The 17,384-nt window shown below is 67.6% G+C and carries 18 protein-coding genes; 8 read left to right on the forward strand and 10 right to left on the reverse strand.

The window, feature by feature from the left end; all coding sequences use genetic code 11:
• Positions 1-18: 18 nt before the first annotated feature.
• Positions 19-861 (reverse strand): beta-keto acid cleavage family enzyme, encoded by an 843-nt coding sequence (locus tag PIGHUM_RS12385; RefSeq protein ID WP_124079904.1) that lies wholly within the window; start codon positions 859-861, stop codon positions 19-21.
• A 57-nt stretch (positions 862-918) separates the two neighbouring features.
• Entirely contained in the window at positions 919-2,277 is a 1,359-nt protein-coding gene (gene gor, locus PIGHUM_RS12390; RefSeq protein WP_124079905.1) for a glutathione-disulfide reductase, read from the reverse strand.
• Between the two features lie 125 nt (positions 2,278-2,402).
• On the opposite strand from gor, the gene PIGHUM_RS12395 reads away from it, so the two are divergent.
• Positions 2,403-3,554 (forward strand): methyltransferase, encoded by a 1,152-nt coding sequence (locus tag PIGHUM_RS12395; RefSeq protein ID WP_246013143.1) that lies wholly within the window; start codon positions 2,403-2,405, stop codon positions 3,552-3,554.
• Entirely contained in the window at positions 3,551-3,877 is a 327-nt protein-coding gene (locus tag PIGHUM_RS12400; protein WP_160142246.1) for a Dabb family protein, read from the forward strand. The genes PIGHUM_RS12395 and PIGHUM_RS12400 overlap by 4 nt, the downstream gene beginning before the upstream one ends.
• Here PIGHUM_RS12400 and PIGHUM_RS12405 read toward each other — a convergent pair.
• Positions 3,838-4,686, reverse strand: a complete 849-nt coding sequence (locus tag PIGHUM_RS12405) for an IclR family transcriptional regulator (RefSeq protein WP_124079908.1) — start codon at positions 4,684-4,686, stop codon at positions 3,838-3,840. The genes PIGHUM_RS12400 and PIGHUM_RS12405 overlap by 40 nt on opposite strands.
• Positions 4,687-4,907: 221 nt before the next feature.
• On the opposite strand from PIGHUM_RS12405, the gene hmgA reads away from it, so the two are divergent.
• The 4 genes from hmgA (at position 4,908) to PIGHUM_RS12425 (ending at position 9,134) form a co-directional block, all read left to right on the forward strand.
• On the forward strand, positions 4,908-6,239 hold the full coding sequence (gene hmgA / locus PIGHUM_RS12410; RefSeq protein WP_124079909.1) for a homogentisate 1,2-dioxygenase: 1,332 nt from the start codon (positions 4,908-4,910) through the stop codon (positions 6,237-6,239).
• Positions 6,236-7,522: a fumarylacetoacetase gene (gene fahA / locus PIGHUM_RS12415; protein WP_124079910.1), complete on the forward strand. Its 1,287-nt coding sequence runs from the start codon at positions 6,236-6,238 to the stop codon at positions 7,520-7,522. The genes hmgA and fahA overlap by 4 nt, the downstream gene beginning before the upstream one ends.
• Positions 7,523-7,590: 68 nt before the next feature.
• On the forward strand, positions 7,591-8,565 hold the full coding sequence (locus PIGHUM_RS12420; protein WP_124079911.1) for a Bug family tripartite tricarboxylate transporter substrate binding protein: 975 nt from the start codon (positions 7,591-7,593) through the stop codon (positions 8,563-8,565).
• 92 nt (positions 8,566-8,657) lie between these two features.
• Positions 8,658-9,134, forward strand: coding sequence for a hypothetical protein (locus PIGHUM_RS12425; RefSeq protein WP_124079912.1), 477 nt, complete (start codon positions 8,658-8,660; stop codon positions 9,132-9,134).
• A gap of 205 nt (positions 9,135-9,339) precedes the next feature.
• Here the strand turns inward: PIGHUM_RS12425 and PIGHUM_RS12430 are convergent, their stop codons facing one another.
• Entirely contained in the window at positions 9,340-9,687 is a 348-nt protein-coding gene (locus PIGHUM_RS12430; protein WP_246013145.1) for a sulfatase-like hydrolase/transferase, read from the reverse strand.
• A 187-nt stretch (positions 9,688-9,874) separates the two neighbouring features.
• Between PIGHUM_RS12430 and PIGHUM_RS12435 the strand changes: the two genes are divergently transcribed.
• Together PIGHUM_RS12435 and PIGHUM_RS12440 are read left to right on the forward strand one after the other, a co-directional pair.
• Positions 9,875-10,837 (forward strand): Bug family tripartite tricarboxylate transporter substrate binding protein, encoded by a 963-nt coding sequence (locus PIGHUM_RS12435; RefSeq protein WP_124079914.1) that lies wholly within the window; start codon positions 9,875-9,877, stop codon positions 10,835-10,837.
• Positions 10,838-11,003: 166 nt separating this feature from the next.
• Positions 11,004-11,453: an RcnB family protein gene (locus PIGHUM_RS12440; protein WP_246013147.1), complete on the forward strand. Its 450-nt coding sequence runs from the start codon at positions 11,004-11,006 to the stop codon at positions 11,451-11,453.
• Between the two features lie 62 nt (positions 11,454-11,515).
• Here PIGHUM_RS12440 and PIGHUM_RS12445 read toward each other — a convergent pair whose 3' ends face one another.
• From PIGHUM_RS12445 to dctP, 6 genes are all read right to left on the reverse strand, one after another.
• Positions 11,516-12,490, reverse strand: a complete 975-nt coding sequence (locus PIGHUM_RS12445; protein ID WP_160142247.1) for a tripartite tricarboxylate transporter substrate binding protein — start codon at positions 12,488-12,490, stop codon at positions 11,516-11,518.
• Between the two features lie 10 nt (positions 12,491-12,500).
• Positions 12,501-13,526 (reverse strand): TauD/TfdA family dioxygenase, encoded by a 1,026-nt coding sequence (locus tag PIGHUM_RS12450; RefSeq protein WP_124079916.1) that lies wholly within the window; start codon positions 13,524-13,526, stop codon positions 12,501-12,503.
• Between the two features lie 100 nt (positions 13,527-13,626).
• Complete coding sequence (locus PIGHUM_RS12455; protein ID WP_160142248.1) at positions 13,627-14,373, reverse strand: GntR family transcriptional regulator; 747 nt, start codon at positions 14,371-14,373, stop codon at positions 13,627-13,629.
• A gap of 124 nt (positions 14,374-14,497) precedes the next feature.
• Positions 14,498-15,799: a TRAP transporter large permease gene (locus tag PIGHUM_RS12460; protein ID WP_124079918.1), complete on the reverse strand. Its 1,302-nt coding sequence runs from the start codon at positions 15,797-15,799 to the stop codon at positions 14,498-14,500.
• Positions 15,796-16,338 (reverse strand): TRAP transporter small permease, encoded by a 543-nt coding sequence (locus PIGHUM_RS12465; protein WP_124079919.1) that lies wholly within the window; start codon positions 16,336-16,338, stop codon positions 15,796-15,798. Before PIGHUM_RS12465 ends, PIGHUM_RS12460 begins: the two co-directional genes overlap by 4 nt.
• Entirely contained in the window at positions 16,335-17,363 is a 1,029-nt protein-coding gene (gene dctP / locus PIGHUM_RS12470; RefSeq protein WP_160142249.1) for a TRAP transporter substrate-binding protein DctP, read from the reverse strand. The genes PIGHUM_RS12465 and dctP overlap by 4 nt, the downstream gene beginning before the upstream one ends.
• Between the last annotated feature and the right edge of the window lie 21 nt (positions 17,364-17,384).

Consider the following 17,384-nt stretch of genomic DNA (forward strand, 5'->3'; position numbering starts at 1 on the left):
GCGGCACCGCCACAAAAACTAGCTCCCCAGGAACAGCTCGCGCACCTGCGCCGCCGTCGCCAGCGGCCGGCCCAGCGCCGCAGCGACGTCGGCCACCTGTCCGACCAGCGCGGCGTTGTCCGGCGCCAGCGAACCGTCGCGCAGGTAGAGGTTGTTCTCGAAGCCCACGCGGGCATGGCCGCCGAGCGCGGCCGCCGCGGCCGCACATGCATGCTCCTGTTTGCCGAAGGCGCACATGGCCCACGGATAGGCCTGGTCGTAGGCGGCCAGGAAGGGCAGCAGGTCGGCCGGAGACGAGGTCTGGCCGGCGCTGTAGCGTCCCAGCACGAACAGCACGAACCACGGCGCATCGGGCACCACGCCCTGGCGGCGATAGTCCATCCAGCGTTCGACGTCGGCGGTGTCGTACAAGATCACCTGCGTCATGACGCGCTCGCGCGCCAGCCAGCCGAACAGCGAGGCCACCCGCGCATCGGCCTGCGGGCCGACGGCGATTTCGCGCAAACCCACCGAGACCGCCTCGGGGTGCACCGCCATGACGGCCTCGACCTGTTCGTCGGGCGCGTAGACGCCCGCGGCCTCGGTGGTGATCTGCACCACCAGTTCATTGCCGACCGCATGGCGCACCGCCCGGGTGGCGGCCAGGTAGGCTTCCGGCTCCAGGCTGTGCGACTGGTCGGCCTTGCGCACGTGCATGTGCAGCATGGCCGCGCCTGCATCCAGACATTGCTTGGCCACTTCGGCCAGTTGGCCGGGCGTGACCGGCACGGCGGGATGGTCCGAGGTCTTCTTGTAGGCGCCGTTGGGAGCGACGGTGATGATCAGCGGGGTATCCAGCCCCGCCGCCGAGGGTGTGCTCATGAAAACTCCTGGTTGCTCGCGACGGGCCCGGCAGCTCGCCGGGCCCGGATTCATTCATTATGGCTGCGCGACGGGATCGCGCATGGTGACGAACTCTTCGGCCGCGGTCGGATGCAGGCCTATGGTCTGGTCGAACTGGCGCTTGGTCGCGCCGCATTTGAGCGCGATGGCCAGGCCCTGGATGATCTCCGCGCCATCGGGCCCGACCATGTGGCAGCCCACGACCTTGTCGGTGGCGTCGTCCACGACCAGCTTCATCATGGTCTGCTCGTCGCGCCCGGACAGCGTGTTCTTCATCGGGCGAAAGCGCGAACGATAGATGCGCAGCTTGCCGTAGCGCTCGCGCGCGTCCTCTTCGGACAGCCCCACCGTGGCGATGGGCGGCTGGCTGAACACCGCCGCCGGCACGTTTTCCGGATCGGCCTGCATGGGATTGTCGTTGAACAGGGTCTCGGCCAGCGCACGGCCCTCGGCGATCGCCCAAGGAGTCAGGTTGATGCGGTCGGTCACGTCGCCTACCGCATAGATGCTCGGTACATTCGTGCGCGACCGGCCGTCCACCTTCACTTCGCCGTCCTTGCCCAGCGCGACGCCGCAGGCTTCCAGGCCCAGCCCGGAGGTGTTGGGCGCACGGCCCGTCGCCATCAGCACCTGGTCCACGACCAGGACCTGGCCGTCTTCCAGCTGCGCGGCGATGCGTCCGTCCTGGCGCGACAGCGCCGCCACCTTGGTATTGGGCCGTATCGCTATGCCGCGCTTTTGCAGGGATTCGGCCACGCTTGCGCGGACGTCCTGGTCGAAGCCGCCCAGGATGCGGTCGCGCCGCACCGCCACCGTCACGTTCGCGCCGGCGCTGCGGAAGATGCCCGCGAACTCGAGCGCGATATAGCCGCCGCCGACGATCAGCACCTCGCCCGGCAGCTCGGGCAGCGACAAGGCCTCGTTGGACGTGATGGCCAGTTCCGCGCCGGGGATCTCCGGGCGCACCGGGCGCCCGCCGGTGGCGATCATGATGCGTTCGGCCGTATGGCGCCTGCCCGCCACTTCCACCGTATGCGGGTCGACCAGCACCGCGCGGCCCGCCAGCAGGGCCACGCCGCCCTGGTCCAGCATGCGGCGGTAGATGCCCTCCAGGCGATCGATCTCGCGGTCTTTGGCGGCCACCAGCGCGGCCCAGTCCAGGCGCGCGCCCTCCACCGTCCAGCCATAACCGGCGGCATCCTCGAAGGCATCGGAGAACTGCGAGCCGTACATCAGCAGTTTCTTGGGCACGCATCCGCGGATCACGCAGGTGCCGCCCACGCGGCCGTCTTCGCAAATGGCGACGCGCGCGCCGTACGAGGCGGCGCGGCGCGAACCGGCCACACCGCCGGAACCGGCGCCAATGGTGATAAGGTCATAGTCGAATGCGGACATCGGCAAGGTCTCCGGCGGGGTGGATGCTGAAAGATGCCACGGATAATAACCGGCCTGCCCGGCCGAGTCCGCCAGGGCGATGGAGTAGACTCGCTTCCCTTATCCTTCTTGCAGGTCCGCATGCCGTGACGACCGCTCCCGAACTCCTGCGCTGGAACGACCCCGGGCCTCGAGAGGCCGCCTGGCTGTCGTCCAGCGGCCACCCGCCGCCCAAACGTATGCTGGTGGCCGACGACCGCATGCCGGCCGACCAGGCCTACCGCCATGCCTGCGAAGGCACGGCGCTGCTGTGGCAGGGAGACTTCCAGAACGCCCGCCAATTGCTCCAGGCCATGGCGCGGCGCGTGGACCGCAAGCCCGTCAAGCCCGGCGCGAACCTGACCGAGACCTTCCACCTGTACCGCCAGGCACAGCTGCAGCGGGCCCGCGTGCTGGGCATGCTGCTGGTGCCCCTGGCCGCCGACGGCAGCGTGCCGCTGCGCCGCGCGCCCGACGTGCGCCAGGCCTGCCTGGAAGCCTATGGTCCGCAGACCCGCGACGCGGTGGTATCGCTGCGCGAACTGCAGGGCGCGATCGGCGCGCACGAGTGGCGCAAGAAAGGCGTGCCCATCGCCGCGCTGGATGCGCGCATCCATCCGCACTACGGCGTGTTCTCGCCGGTGCGCGGCGAATACGTGGAGTTGGTCGCGCAGGCGCCCCTGCCCTCGGCCGGCACCGCCTTCGACATCGGCACCGGCACCGGCGTGCTGGCCGCGGTGCTGGCGCGCCGCGGCATGCGCAAGGTCGTCGCCACCGACAACGATCCGCGCGCGCTGGCCTGCGCGCGCGACAACATCGCCCGGCTCGGGCTGACGGGCAAGGTCCGGGTGGAACAAACCGATCTCTTTCCGGCGGGGCGCGCGGCGCTGGCGGTGTGCAACCCGCCCTGGCTGCCCGGCTCGGCGCATGCCGGCCTGGACCGCGCCATTTTCGATCCGTCCAGCCGCATGCTGCGCGGCTTCCTGGCCGGCCTGGCCGAACACCTGGAACCCGGCGGCGAAGGCTGGCTGATCCTGTCCGACCTAGCCGAGCACCTGGGCCTGCGCACCCGCGAAGAGCTGCTGGACCTGATCGCGCAGGCCGGTCTGCGCGTGGCGGGCCGCCACGATGTCAAGCCGCGCCATCCGCGCGCGCAGGACGACGCCGATCCCCTGCATGCCGCGCGCGCGGCGGAAACCACTACGCTATGGCGCCTGGTGCCCGCGGCGCCCATCCCTTCCTATCCTGGACAAGCATGATCAAGCACATCGCCATGTGGCGTCTCAAGCTCGACGAGGGCATGAGCCGCGAAGCTGCCTTCGACATCATCCGCGACACCATCGCCGCGCAGCGCGGGCGCATCCCCGGCCTGCTGGAATCCGAGGCGGGGCTGAACTTCAGCACGTCCGGCAAGGCGCTCGACGTGGTGGTCTATACCGTTTTCACCGACCGCGCCGCGCTGCAGGGCTATCACCAGCATCCGGTCCACATGGAGACCCGCGCCAGGATGGACCGCTTCCTGAGCGCGGGCTGCATGGTGGATTACGAAGTCGATTCCGCCGGCGCTTCCGCGACGGCATAACCCAGGCGGGCCGAGAGCGTGCCGGCCGCCTTGCGCACCGCCACGGCGATGGGACCGGCCGGATCCGCGTCGAAACGGGCGCTGTTGCCCAGCGCCGAGATCGCCAGGACCAGCCGGCCGTCGTAGTCGAACACCGGCGCGCTGACCGAATTGACGCCGGGCAGCAGATCGCCGGTGACCCGCCCCACTTGCGAGCGGCGCACCGCGTCCAGCAGTTCGCGCACCTCGCCGGCGCTGGCCGGATGGAGCCCCTCCGCGGCACGCCCTTTCAACTCTTCGGCAATCAGGCCGCCCGTCAGCCGTTCGTCCATGAAGGCCGCGAACACCCGGCCCGTGGCCGAAGACAGCAGCGGCATGACCGAACCCGGCCGCACGTTGACCATTACCGGACGCGGCGAATCGCGCCACTGGACCACCGTGGGCCCGCGATTGCCCCAGACCGCGGCCAGCACCGTTTCTTCCAGCGCCAGGCTCAGTTCGTCCAGCAAAGGCGTGACCAGCCGCACCGCATCGAGCGCGGCCAGGCTGGCCAGGCCGATGCGCAAGGCGCCGCGTCCCAGGCTGTAGCGCCCCTGGGCGTCCTGCTCCACGTAGCCGCGCCGGACGAAGCTGGCCAGGTAGCGATGCACCTTGGCCGGATGCATCTGCGCCGCCGCGGCGATGTCCTTGAGCATCATCGGACGGGTCGTATCGGCAAACACGTCGAGCACCGACAAACCGGTTTCCAGCGCCTGCACGCCGCCCTGGCGCGCCGCCGCCTCTTCCTCGACTACCGGCTCCTGCGCCTCCGTCGCGCGCCTGCCCGCCATGGCCACCCCTCTTGATTACGCTTGACGTAATGCTAGCACCCGATACGTAATTTCTTGACTAGCTCTCGATAAAAAATTACGCTTAACGTAAATACATTACTTTCAACGTAAATACGGATGCCGCAGCCTGGGCATCTGCCTACGACGAGACAGCCCATCCACGCGCCCAGCCCGATCCATGCGGCCCACCCCGCCCGGACCGCTCTTTGCCACGGACCATCATGAACACTCCCGCCCTTTCCCACGAAGTCCCGTCCGCCGACTACATGTCCGGCTTCGGCAACGAATTCGCCACCGAAGCCCTGCCCGGCGCGCTGCCCGCGGGCCGCAATTCGCCGCAGCGCGCGCCCTACGGCCTGTACGCGGAACAGATTTCCGGCACCGCCTTTACCGCCCCGCGCAGCCACAACCGGCGCTCGTGGCTCTACCGCATCCGGCCCGCGGCGGTACACATGCCCTTCGAACCAATGGAACGGCAGCCGGAACTGGTCAGCGATTTCGCCCAGGTGCCGCCGACCCCGCCCAACCAGTTGCGCTGGGATCCGCAACCCATGCCGCAGGCGCCCACGGATTTCGTCGAAGGCTGGACCACCATGGCCGGCAACGGCTCGGCCGATGCCATGCAGGGCTGCGCCATCCACCTGTACGCCGCCAACCGTTCCATGGACGGCCGCTATTTCTACAACGCCGACGGCGAACTGCTGATCGTGCCCCAGCAAGGACGGCTGCACATCGCCACGGAAATGGGCGCCATCGATCTCGTTCCCCAGGAGATCGCGGTCATCCCGCGCGGCTGCCGCTTCCAGGTGAGCCTGCCCGACGGCGAGGCGCGCGGCTACATCTGCGAGAACTTCGGCGCGCTGCTGCGCCTGCCCGATCTGGGCGTGATCGGCTCCAACGGCCTGGCCAATCCGCGCGACTTCCTGACTCCTCGCGCGCGCTACGAGGACCTCGAGGGCGACTTCGAACTGGTGGCCAAGTTCGGCGGCCGGCTGTGGCGCGCCGACATCGGCCACTCGCCGCTGGACGTGGTCGCCTGGCACGGCAGCTACGCGCCCTGCAAGTACGACCTGCGGCGCTTCAACGCCGTAGGCTCGATCAGCTACGACCACCCCGACCCGTCAATTTTCCTGGTGCTGCATTCGCCCAGCGACACCCCGGGAGTGGACGGCATCGATTTCGTGATCTTCCCGCCGCGCTGGCTCGCCGCCGAGGACACCTTCCGGCCGCCCTGGTACCACCGCAACGTCGCCAGCGAATTCATGGGCCTGGTGCACGGCGCCTACGACGCCAAGGCGGAAGGCTTCGTGCCGGGCGGCGCCAGCCTGCACAATTGCATGGCCGGCCACGGCCCCGACGGCGACACCTTCGAGAAGGCTTCCATCGTGGATACCCGCACGCCGCACAAGGTGGACGACACCATGGCCTTCATGTTCGAAACCCGCACCGTCATCAAACCCACGCGCTATGCGCTGGAAACCGCCCAATTGCAGGCAAGCTATTTCCAGTGCTGGCAGAACCTGACCAAGCATTTTTCCCCGGAGACACGATGAGCAACGCCCCCGCCACGCCCGCCCTCAAAAGCTGGGTGGCCTCCGCCAATGCGGCCGACTGCCACTTCCCCATCCAGAACCTGCCCTACGGCGTGTTCAAGCCCACGCCGGACGCCGATGCGCGCGTCGGCGCGGCCATCGGCGACCAGATCCTCGACCTTTCGGTGCTGGAACAGGCCGGACTGCTGCGCACCCCCGCGCCACTGTTCGCCGCCGCTAGCCTGAACGCCTTCATGGCCAGCGGCCGCGATACCTGGCGCAGCGTGCGCGCGCAATTGGGCACGCTGCTGCAGGCCGACACCGCCACGCTGCGCGACGATGCGGCGCTGCGCGCCCGCGCGCTGGTTCCCCAGGCATCCGCCACCATGCTGCTGCCGGTCCAGATCCCGGGCTATACCGATTTCTACTCCTCCAAGGAGCACGCCACCAACGTCGGCTCGCTGTTCCGCGATCCCAAGAACGCGTTGCTGCCCAACTGGACGGAAATCCCCATCGGCTACAACGGCCGCGCCTCTTCGATCGTCGTCGGCGGCACGCCGGTGCGCCGTCCCAATGGCCAGGTCAAGCTGCCCAACCAGGAGCGGCCGGTGTTCTCGCCCTGCCTGAAGCTGGATTTCGAACTGGAAACCGGATTTTTCGTCGGCGTCCCCAACGGCATGGCCGAACCGGTCGCCTGCGGAGAAGCCGAATCGCACATCTTCGGCATGGTGCTGCTCAACGACTGGAGCGCGCGCGACATCCAGGCCTGGGAATACGTGCCGCTCGGCCCCTTCAACGCCAAGGGCTTCGCCACCACGATCTCGCCCTGGGTCGTCACCATGGACGCGCTCGAGCCGTTCCGCACCGCGCAGCCCGCGCAAGACCCGCTGCCGCTGCCCTACCTGCGCCACGACGGCGCGCATGCTTTCGACATCCACCTGGAAGTCGCGCTGCGGCCGCAAGGCGCCCCGCAGGCAGCCACCATCGCCCGGACCAACTTCAAGCACATGTACTGGACGATGGCGCAGCAACTGGCGCACCATACCGTGTCGGGCTGCAACACCCGGGTGGGGGACCTGATGGGCTCGGGCACGATCAGCGGACCGGATCACGGTTCCTACGGCTCGCTGCTCGAATTGACCAGCAATGGCAAGACTCCGGTGGACATCGGCGGCGCGACCCGCGCCTTCATCGAAGACGGCGACGAGGTCGTCATGACCGGCTGGTGCCAGGGCGACGGCTATCGCGTCGGCTTCGGCCACTGCGCGGGCACCGTCCTGCCGGCCCTGCCGATCGCCGGCTGACGCCAGCGCCGACCTGCCGCGCCGCCCTGCCCGCGGCGCGGCCTGCAACGACAACTCGAGGAGACACCATGAAGCACACCTGGACCCGCGCATTCGCCGCTTCGGCACTGTTGGTCTGCACCGCATCCGCCTACGCCGCGGACGCCTACCCCGCCAAGCCGATCCGCTGGATCGTGCCCTATGCCGTCGGCGGCGGCTCCGACTTTCTGGCGCGCACCATCGGCGCCCAGTTGTCGGAGAACATCAAGCAGCCGGTGGTCGTGGACAACAAGCCGGGCGGCAACACCGCCATCGGTGCGGCCGAGACGGCCCGCGCCGCCCCGGACGGCTACACCGTGCTGTCGGCCGACAACGGCACCCTCGTGTTCAATCCGGCCCTGTACAAGAGCCTGAGCTACAGCCCCACCAAAGACCTCGCGCCGGTCACGCTGATGGGCCGCTTCCCGATGATCCTGATCGTCGGCCCCAATACCGACTTCAAAGACGCCAAGGACTTCGTCGCCAAGATCAAGAGCCAGCCCGGCAAGTTCAGCTACGCCTCGGCAGGCGCCGGCAGCCCCCACCACCTGGCGATGGAGCTGCTCAAGGAACGCACCGGCATGCGCATGCTGCACATCGCCTATCGCGGCGCGGCGCCGGCGCTGGTAGACGTGGCGGGCGGCCAGTTGTCCGCGATGATGACCGACCTCGCGGCCGGCAACGCCTTCATCAAGGGCGGCAAGGTCCGGCCGCTCGCGGTGGCCAACCCCACGCGCCTGGCCCAGTTGCCCGACGTACCCACCTTCGCCGAGCTGGGCATCCAGGACGTCGTCGCCTCGGCCCAGGTGGGCATGGTCGCGCCCGCCGGTACACCGCCCGAAGTCATAGGCGCCCTGCAGAAACAGGTCGTCGCCGCGATCAACACCCCCGCCATCAACAAGAAACTGATCGAGTTCGGCATCGAGCCGGTCGGCAGCACCCCGCAGGAATACGCCGCCCTGATCAAGTCCGAAAGCGCGCTCTGGCAAAAGCTGATCCGGGATCTGCAAATCACCCTGGACTAGCACCTCCCCTTCTCGTCGTGTTGCGGCAGATGGAGAGCGGGCACGCCTCTTGCGAAGACAGTGGCGTGTTCCAACAAACAAGAGGTGTAGCCATGAAACGTTTGAACTCCTGCCGCAATACCCTGCTTGCCGCCATGCTCGCCGTGGCCGCGCCACTGGCATTCGCCCAGACCGGTACCACTGGCTCGACCATGGACAATTCGCGCAATATGAATTCGCAGCGAAGTAACGACGCAGAGTCGCGTACGGATATGGGCCCTTCCAGCGGCTCCGCCGCCAAGCCCGTGCCGTCCACGCGCGGCAACGGCGCAACCGGGAACCAGGGCCTGCCCAACGACAACGGTCAGATCCCCCGGTCGCGCGATAGGCATCTGGAATCCCGTACAGACATGGGTCCCTCCAGCGGTGCCTCCGGCAAGCCGGTCCCTTCTCCGGACAGCTCGGGTGCGACGGGTACCATGCAGAACAAACCTGGCCAACTCCCGCCCTCGGGCGAAAGGCACAAGGAATCCCGTACCGACATGGGTCCCTCCAGCGGTGCCTCCGGCAAGCCTGTGCCGCAGCGATAAGCGCTTCAACGAGAGCCGAAACGTAGATTTTTCTGAGCAGTCCATCTCTTGCTGATCCGTGGAAGCTCTCCGCTTCCACGGCGTCAGGCTCTTCCGGCCTCCCCTCATGGCGCGCAGCGTCTACGCTGTGCGCCGTTTTCATTGGGGCCTCTTCAAGCCAACGTTTCCGGATAAGGCTCGCGCACCCGCTCTTGCATGCCGGCCATTACGCCGAGCAGGCTCTTGCCCTGGATACCGTTGAAGCCGCGCACGCCGGCGCGCGCCAGATGAACGGCACGCGCACCAGGCCCCGGTAGTGGATGGGGCCTTTCAACATCAGTTGATGGTCACCCAGGTAGTCGCCATGGTCGCTGGTAAAGATGACCACGGTGTTGTCCGCCAGACTCAACCGTTCCGGCGCCGCCATCACGCGGCCGATCTGGCAGTCGATGTTGGAGATGGAACCGTAGTTCAGCGCCAGGGCTTCTCTGGCCTCGCGTTCGGTGCAGGCAAAAATGGCCGCCGTATGCTTGACCGCCTTGCCTTCGTCGCGTTGGCGGCGCAGCCAGCGCACGTGCGGTAGCCCGTCTCGCGCAGCACGTCCACGAAAGTGCCCGACCGCAGATCCAGCGGAATGCCGTTTTGGCGCGGCCCCCCGGGGGGCGGTACTGGCGGACCAGCGGAGCCGGATCCGCTGTGCCCTGGGTCGAACCGGCGCGAACTGAGATAATCGTTCATCTTATACGGCATCAGGAGACGCCATGTTCCGTAAAGTCTGCGCGGTCGCCATGCTGGCGTTCGCCGCTACGGGCGCTTGTGCCCAAGGCTACCCGTCCAAGCCCATCCGCCTGCTGATCCCGTTCCCGCCGGGCGGAGGCACCGATATCCTGTCGCGCCTGATCGCCAATCGACTCGGCGAAGCCGAGAAATGGACGGTGGTGTCCGAGAACCGGGCCGGCGCCGGCGGCACCATAGGCATTGCCGCGGCAGTGCGGGCCGCGCCCACCGGCTATGAAATGGTCATGGGCCAGAAAGACAACCTGGTCGTCGCGCCTTACCTGTACAAGAGCGTGACCTACGATCCCACGCGCGACCTCGTGGCCGTCGCGCACGTGGGCTACACGCCCATCCTGATCGTCACCCAGGCGAACTCGCGCTTCAAGTCCCTGGCCGACGTGGTGGCCGCCGCCAAGGCCGCGCCCGGCACCATCACCTATGGCTCGCCGGGCAGCGGCACGACCATCCACCTCGCGGGCGAGATATTCAAAGACGCGGCGGGCATCGACATCCGCCACATTCCCTACAAAGGTTCGAACGCGGCGATGATGGACGTGCTCGCGGGCAACGTCGACCTGATGGTGTCTTCCGTTCCTTCCGCGATGGCGCAGATCCAGTCCGGCAAGCTGCGCCCCCTGGCCGTTACCAGCGCCAGGCGCAGCACCTCGCTGCCCGACGTGCCCACGGTCGCGGAACTCGGCTACAAAGGCTTCGACGTCAGCACCTGGTATGGCCTGTTCATGCCGGCCGGCACCCCCAAGGAAATCGTCGCGACCATGAACCAGGCGGTGAACAAGCTCCTGGCCATGCCCGAAACCCGCGACGCCATCCATGCCCAGGGAGCCGAGGCGCAAGCCATGTCGTCCGACGAATTCGCCGCCCTGCTCAAGGCCGACTACCAGAAGTGGAAAGGCATCGTTCAGGCGGCGGGGGTGACCGTCGAATAAACACGGCCCATCTGCGCGAAGTCGACTGAAACATTTGGATGGCCGGCGCGCCGAACCCGCTGCGCCCCGCCGGGTCTATCTTCTCGAGCGGCCGTGCCCATTGCCGGGCCAGCCGCTGGAATCCTTTTCCGGCCGGCCCTGTCGAGGCCGGTTCCTCCAGGAGAGCATGATGAAGACCAGGCGTTTGCTGACCAGTATCGTATTGGGCGCCTTCGTTGCGGTATCGGGCACTGCCATGGCGCAAGGCGGCCCGGGACGCGGCAACGGTCCCGACCGTGGCGCCAGCCATGGCGGCCCGGGCGGCGGCCCCCATGGCGGGCCGGGGGCCGGCGGCGGCGCGCCCGGCCACAACGGCCCCGGCATGCGCCCTGGCAACCGCCCGCATGCCGGCCCTCCGGGACAGGCCAATTACCGCCCGGATCCGCGTTACGAGCGCTGGGCCAAGGGGCAGCGCGTTCCCCTGCCCTACCGCGGTCCGCAATACGTGGTCGACAACTGGCGCGGCCATCACCTGGCGCCGCCGCCTCGTGGCTACCACTGGATCAACGTCGGCGCCGATTATTTCCTGGTGGGCGTGGCCACCGGCATCGTCCTGCAGGCCATCTTCGGGCAATAGCATCGCATGGCCCTGCAAGCGCCGCGTACGATCCGCGCGGCGCTTGCCCGCAACAGGCCTGTCTACAACTGGATTCCCAGCTGTTCGACCAGCCCGCCCCATTTCTTTTCTCCCTCCACGATGGAACGCCGGGCTTCCTCGACCGAGCCGCCGGCCGGCTCGGCGCCTTCCGCCGCGAGGCTGGAGCGCGCCTCCGGCGAATTGAGCACCCGGTTCACGTCGCGGTTGAGCCGCTCCAGCACCTCCTTGGGCGTGCCGGCCGGCGCCATCAGGCCGAACCAGCCCACGGCCTCATAGCCGGGCAGGCCCGCCTCGGCCACCGTCGGGACCTCGGGCAGCAGCGGCGAACGCCGGGCGCTGGTCACCGCCAGCGCTTTGAGCTTGCCGCTCTTGATCTGCTCGCGCACCAGCGGGAACGGCGCGAAATTGAGCTGGATCTGGCCGGCTATCGTATCTGCCACCGACGGGCCGCTGCCCTTGTACGGAACGTGGATCAGCTTGACCCCCGCCATGGAGGCGAACAGTTCGCCGAACAAGTGGTTCGACGAGCCATTTCCCGACGAGCCGTAATTGAGCTTGCCCGGATGCTGCCGCGCATACTCGATCAGGCCTTTCACGTCGGAAAAAGGCATGCGTTCGTTGGCCACGAGCACCACGGGCGGCGTGGCGATCAGCGCCACCGGCGCGAGGTCCTTGACCGGGTCGTAGCCGAGGTTTTTGTACAGGCTGCCCGCCACCAGGATGTTGCCGAACGACGCCAGCACCGTGGTGTAGCCGTCGGGCTTGGATTTGGCGACCTGCTCGACGCCTATGGTGCCCGCCGCACCCGGCTTGTTCTCGACCACGACCGGCTGATTCCAGGCCTGGCTGAGCCCTTGCGAGATCACGCGTCCGAGCATGTCGGTGTTGCCGCCTGGCGTGTACGGAACGATCAGCCGGCTGGGGCGGGACGGAAAACCTTCGTCGGCGGCGTGGACGGCCAGGCCGGCGGCTGCAACCATACAGCCCGCCGCAATCGACAGCATGCGCTTGTTCATGGCGCTCTCCCTAGACAGTGGCCGCGGCGCGCCCGTGGCGGCGCTCGTAGGAAGTGCCGAACTCCCGCGTCTGGCGGAACACTTCGGGCAGCGGGCGGCCATTGGGCAGGGTCACCCAGGCTCGCAACAAGTGCCGGCGCTGCGCCGGATCGTCGTGGTCCTGGTATTTGGTGCGTGCATGCAGCACGCTGTAGTTGTTGCCGATCTGGATGTCGCCGGGCTCCATGCTGAAACTGAGCTGCACCTGCGGATCGTTGCAGATCTCCTCTACCAGTTCGATGGCCTGAGCCTCGGCCTGCGTCCAGCGCGGCACGTCGGGCAGTTCCTGGGCCAGCCGCAGGTAGCGCCGCTTGTAGAGCGCGCTCAGCTTGCCCTCGAAGAAGTTGAGGATGGGAACCGACTGGATGCGCAGGCCGCCGCGATGCTGGCCGCGCGTATCGAAATGGTAGGGCTGCTGCAGCACGTCGACCAGGTCGGGCCGGCGGCGCAGCACTTCGTTGTAGAGCGCGGCGACGCTCACCAGCTTGCTCACGCCGCCCGACCTGGCGGTGCGCAGGCAGAGCAACATGAATGCGTCGCCGCCATCGTTATGGAAGGTCAGCTCGTCGTCGGTCTGGTAGCTGCGCACCGAGTTGTCGTTCGATACCTTCAGTCCGGTGTTGGTGACGCTGTGCATGCGGTTGCCCGCGCCATCCTGCTCCTGCGGATCGCCCAGGTGCACCGACAGCCCCCAGAACAGAATGCGCGCGTCGTCGTCGCTGTAGTCGGCAATGGGCAGGCCGCGCAGCAGCGCGAAGCCACGCCCCCCCTCCAGCTCCTCGCGCACGCGCTCCAGCCGCGCCGCCATGCGGGGAATGGGAAAGTCCTCCGGGCCGAATGCCGCCGGCGCCAGGCCGCGCGCCTTGCAGGCGGCCACCGTCGCGGCAAGCTCGTCGGTCTCGGCGCGGTCCAGCCGCCAGATCCAATCGGTCCGCCCGGCAAGGCTGGACCCCGTCCAGACCTCCGGTCCCGTCAATGGCTGCGCAACACGATTCATTTCGGCCTCCGTTTTGATGACTTTAATATTGTCGACAATTTAAAAACCATACTTCATCGACACCGCCAAGGCAACGGCACTCCGGGTAATTCCTGCGTGCTCAGGAAACCTCGCGCGACGCCAACTGGCGCCGGATCTCCTTGCTGTTCTCTTCCAGGCGGCGCGCCCAGAGCCGCTCGGCCTCGTCCGCATCCTGCCGGCGGAAAGCCTGCAGCGACTTGCGCCACAGCGCGAGCGAGCGTTTGCGGCGCTCGGGGCTGTGCAGCCCGATCCGGGTATAGCGGAACATCTGCAGCGACAGCGATGCGATCAGGGCGAACAGCCTGTCGTTGCCGCTGTGCGCGGCGCAGCACAGGGTCAGGCGCGCCAGCGTCTCGCCGAAGGCATCGCCGCCCTGCGGATCATCGGCCAGCGGCGCCAGCTTGGCAACGCCGTCCTCCAGGATGGCCAACAGTTCGGGCGACGGCGCCGTGGCCACCCGCCGCGCCACCAGCCGTATCAGGCTGACGCGCACCTCCAGCAATTCCTCGACCTCCCGGGTGGACAGCTGCGTGGCCTGCGCGCCGCGGCGCGGATGGATGCGGACGATGCCCTCTTTCTCGAGCAGGCGCATCGCCTCGCGCACCGGACTGCGGCTGACGCCGAATTCATCGGCGATATCCTGTTCGCGCACCCACTCGCCCGGCGCAATGGTTTCATTGAGGATGCGGTCGCCGATGTGGGCGGCGATCTGCTCCGGCAGCGTCAGCGTCTTGCACTGCCCCAGCAGCCAGCGAAAACTGGTGGCGCTGCCTTCGCCGCCAGCCATCAGGAATGCGGAGGATCGGGTGACTGCGGATGGCTCCATCGAATGCCCTATACGTGTTGCCCGGGGGACGCATGCGGAATGCGACCAGGCGCAGTATACGGCGCGGCATGCCCAGCCTGCTGCCCGATGCCTCGAGCCGGACATGCCGCAAGATGCGGGACGGCTAGCGCATGATCGAGGGCAGCCAGAGCGCCAGGCCGGGAAACACCGCAATGGCAACCAGGCGCACCACGTCGGACACCATGAAAGGAATGACGCCCTTGTAAATGGACCTGAGCGACAGGCTGGGCACCATGGCTTTCATGATGAAGACGTTCAGCCCCACCGGCGGCGAGATCATGGCCATCTCGACCACGATGATCAGCACGATGCCCCACCAGATCGGATCCAGGCCCAGGCTGACGATGACGGGCGCCACCACCGGCACCGTCAGAAAGATCATGGCGAAGCCGTCGATGAACATGCCCAGGACCACATAGCACAGGAGCAGCAGCGCGACCACCGCCATCGGCTCCAGGTGCAGGGCCTGGATTCCGGCCATGGTCCGCTCGGGCAGGCCGGAGATGTTGACGAACTGATTGATCACCATGGCGCCCGCCGCCACGACGTAGATCATGGACGCCGTGGTCAGCGCCTCTTTGAGCGCCTCGGTAAAGCGCTGCCAGCTCATGCGGCGGCGCCAGCACGCGAACGCGAGCGCGCCGCCGGCGCCTATGCCGCCTGCTTCGGTTGTCGTGAAAATACCGAAGAAGATGCCGCATACGATCATGCCGAACAGCAGCAGTACGCCCCAGACCGACCCCAGCGCCTTGATCCGTTCGGCCCACGTGACCGAGGAATGCGAGCGCGGCAGCCAGCCCGGCACGAGCTGGACCAGCGCGACCACGACCAGCAGGTAGCACGCCAGCTGTATCACCGCGGGAATCAGCGCCGCCATGAACAGGCTGCCCAGGCTGGTCTCGGTCAGCATGCCATAGATGATCAGCGCGCCGCTGGGCGGGATCAGGATGCCCATGGTCCCGCCCGCCGCCACCGTGCCCGCGGCCAGGCCCTGGTCATAGCGCAGCCGGCTCATGGCCGGCACCGCGATGCGGCTCATGGTCGCGGTGGATGCCGCCGAGTTGTGCGACAGCGACGCAAAACCCGCGCACGCCAGAATGGAAGCCATGGCCACGCCGCCGCGAAAGCGGCTGAACCAGACGTCGGCGGCATTGAACAGATCGTCGGCCAGACCCGCCTTGGTGACGAACACGCCCATGGCCAGGAACAGCGGCAATACGGAGAACTGGAAATTCATCGCCAGTTCCATGACGGCCTGCTCGGCCACCGACAGGCCGGCATCCAGGCCGCGCGGATGGAGCGCCGCGATGCCGCCTATGCCGCACAACAGCATGTTGAAGCCCAGCGGCAGCCGCGTCAGCGCCATCAGCGCCAGCATGGCGACGCCCACGATGATGATGGTCATGTCGTCCCTTCCCCGGAACCGCCGGCTGCGCCATGCGCGGCATCCGCGCGCGGCGGCCGGACGTACAGCGCCGCCGGCACGGCCAGGATGGCCAGCGCCGCCATGCCGAACACCACCCAGGCCAGGCGGATCTCCAGATAGCTGGTCAGGTAGTCGGTGGTCCACAGCGTGACCGAACTGCGCACCGCCATCCAGGCGAACAGGCCGCAGCACAGCACGCTGCCCGCCCAGGTAAAGACCTGCTCGACGCGGCGCAGCGGCCCGGGCAGCTTCTCAGCCAGCACGCCGACGCTGATGTGGGCGCGCTCCAGCGTGACCAGCGACAACCCGGCAAAGAACATGATGCCGAGCAGGAAGGACACGATCTCGCTGGCGCCCGGCAGGGGCTTGTAGAAGTTGCGCCCCAGCACGTCGACGAAAGTCACGAGAATCATCGCTGCCAGGCTGGTCCCGCCCACTGCCGCCGCGAACCGCGACAGGCCGCGCATGAACCTGCTGCGCGGCGGGTCCGGCACCCGCTTGATGGACATCGCGCTCATCTTTCGTGCGCGCCCGCCGCTTCGGCGGCCTTGGCCATTTCTTCGCGGTAGGCTTTGAGCACCTGTTCGGGATTGGCGACGCCTCGTTTGCGGGCGCTCTCGACCCACTCGTACTCCTGCGTGCGCATGACCGGCTCCATCTTGGCCAGGATATCGGCGCTGGCCTGCGACACCTGCAGCTTGATGGCCTTCATGCCGTCGCGTTCGCGTTCGTCGATGGCCCTGCCGGTACGCTGCGGCAGCCCCTCGGCGGCGCGCTGCACTGCTGCGCGCTGCGCATCGCTCAGGCCGTTCCAGGTATCGCCGTTCATGACGACCGCGAACGAGACCGTGCCGAAGCCGCCCGGAACTTCCATCATGTACTTCACGTAGTCGCCCACCTTTTGCTGGGCGATCGTGCCCGGCCCCACCATGAACGCGTCCACCGTGTGCTTGGATGCGTATTCATAGAGCTGCGCCAGCGTCGAATACACCGCCACGCCGCCCAGTCCGCGCACGATGTCGGTCAGTTCGCCGGCCGGCGTCCAGACTTTCAGCGCGCGAAAATCCTCGATGGTCTTGACTTCCTTGTCGCTGCTGACGAGGTGGCGCGGCGGCAGCGTGTGCATGGACAGCAGCTTCATGCCCTTGAACTCGTTGGCCTGGTCGAAGTATTTCTGCTGGACGTTCCACAGCGCCACCGACGCCGATTCCGCATTGGCCGCGTTGAATGGCAGATCGGCGATCAGCGGCAATTGCAGCCGCGAACGCTGGGAGTAATGCGCGACCACGGCGAGGTCCGCCACCTTCTGCGAGACGATGTCCCACTGGCGGGGCGACGGCGCGAGCGAACTGGCCGGGATGGTGATCTTCAGCGTGCCGCCGGTCTCGGCTTCGATGCGCTTAGCGAAATCGACCACGGCAATGCGGTGCACCGGGTCGAACGGCGGCAGGTAGCTGTTGTAGATCAGTTCCTTCGTCTGGGCCTGCGCGGCAGTTGCCAGGCAAGCGGCCACCGCGGCCGCCAGATGCTTCCAATCGATCATGCTCGTCTCCTGCCTGTATCG

The sequence above is a fragment of the Pigmentiphaga humi genome, assembly GCF_900606115.1.
Classification (GTDB): Bacteria; Pseudomonadota; Gammaproteobacteria; order Burkholderiales; family Burkholderiaceae_B; genus Pigmentiphaga; species Pigmentiphaga humi.

What these genes read in the sequence shown, in the direction of transcription:
- PIGHUM_RS12425 (WP_124079912.1), top strand. Translation starts at nt 8,658, where the DNA reads ATGAAACGTTTGAACTCCTGCCGCAATACCCTGCTTGCCGCCATGCTC.
- PIGHUM_RS12465 (WP_124079919.1), bottom strand. Translation starts at nt 16,338, where the DNA reads ATGAGCGCGATGTCCATCAAGCGGGTGCCGGACCCGCCGCGCAGCAGG.
- PIGHUM_RS12435 (WP_124079914.1), top strand. Translation starts at nt 9,875, where the DNA reads ATGTTCCGTAAAGTCTGCGCGGTCGCCATGCTGGCGTTCGCCGCTACG.
- PIGHUM_RS12445 (WP_160142247.1), bottom strand. Translation starts at nt 12,490, where the DNA reads ATGAACAAGCGCATGCTGTCGATTGCGGCGGGCTGTATGGTTGCAGCC.
- PIGHUM_RS12460 (WP_124079918.1), bottom strand. Translation starts at nt 15,799, where the DNA reads ATGACCATCATCATCGTGGGCGTCGCCATGCTGGCGCTGATGGCGCTG.
- fahA (WP_124079910.1), top strand. Translation starts at nt 6,236, where the DNA reads ATGAGCAACGCCCCCGCCACGCCCGCCCTCAAAAGCTGGGTGGCCTCC.
- PIGHUM_RS12385 (WP_124079904.1), bottom strand. Translation starts at nt 861, where the DNA reads ATGAGCACACCCTCGGCGGCGGGGCTGGATACCCCGCTGATCATCACC.
- hmgA (WP_124079909.1), top strand. Translation starts at nt 4,908, where the DNA reads ATGAACACTCCCGCCCTTTCCCACGAAGTCCCGTCCGCCGACTACATG.
- PIGHUM_RS12400 (WP_160142246.1), top strand. Translation starts at nt 3,551, where the DNA reads ATGATCAAGCACATCGCCATGTGGCGTCTCAAGCTCGACGAGGGCATG.
- PIGHUM_RS12420 (WP_124079911.1), top strand. Translation starts at nt 7,591, where the DNA reads ATGAAGCACACCTGGACCCGCGCATTCGCCGCTTCGGCACTGTTGGTC.
- gor (WP_124079905.1), bottom strand. Translation starts at nt 2,277, where the DNA reads ATGTCCGCATTCGACTATGACCTTATCACCATTGGCGCCGGTTCCGGC.
- PIGHUM_RS12450 (WP_124079916.1), bottom strand. Translation starts at nt 13,526, where the DNA reads ATGAATCGTGTTGCGCAGCCATTGACGGGACCGGAGGTCTGGACGGGG.
- PIGHUM_RS12455 (WP_160142248.1), bottom strand. Translation starts at nt 14,373, where the DNA reads ATGGAGCCATCCGCAGTCACCCGATCCTCCGCATTCCTGATGGCTGGC.
- PIGHUM_RS12440 (WP_246013147.1), top strand. Translation starts at nt 11,004, where the DNA reads ATGATGAAGACCAGGCGTTTGCTGACCAGTATCGTATTGGGCGCCTTC.
- dctP (WP_160142249.1), bottom strand. Translation starts at nt 17,363, where the DNA reads ATGATCGATTGGAAGCATCTGGCGGCCGCGGTGGCCGCTTGCCTGGCA.
- PIGHUM_RS12405 (WP_124079908.1), bottom strand. Translation starts at nt 4,686, where the DNA reads ATGGCGGGCAGGCGCGCGACGGAGGCGCAGGAGCCGGTAGTCGAGGAA.